The following is a 213-nucleotide window of genomic DNA, read 5'->3' as shown; positions in this document are numbered from 1 at the left end:
GCGGTAGTTCAGTCGGTTAGAATACCGGCCTGTCACGCCGGGGGTCGCGGGTTCGAGTCCCGTCCGCTCCGCCAGAACAAAGCCCGTTCAAGACGTTTTTGAGCGGGCTTTTGTATTAAAGATGTAAGCAGTACGTTGTCCCCTTCGTCTAGAGGCCTAGGACATCACCCTTTCACGGTGAGTACAGGGGTTCGAATCCCCTAGGGGACGCCA

General features: G+C 56.8%; 1 tRNA gene. It reads left to right on the top strand.

Annotated features, from left to right (window positions below):
- Window positions 1-137: 137 nt before the first annotated feature.
- Window positions 138-213, top strand: a tRNA-Glu gene (locus DIE16_RS36440).

Source organism: Burkholderia sp. Bp9090 (genome assembly GCF_003857985.1).
In the GTDB taxonomy this organism is placed as follows: Bacteria; Pseudomonadota; Gammaproteobacteria; order Burkholderiales; family Burkholderiaceae; genus Burkholderia.
The sequence above is the reverse complement of the archived record's forward strand: the minus strand, read 5'-3'. Positions and strand labels throughout refer to the sequence as shown.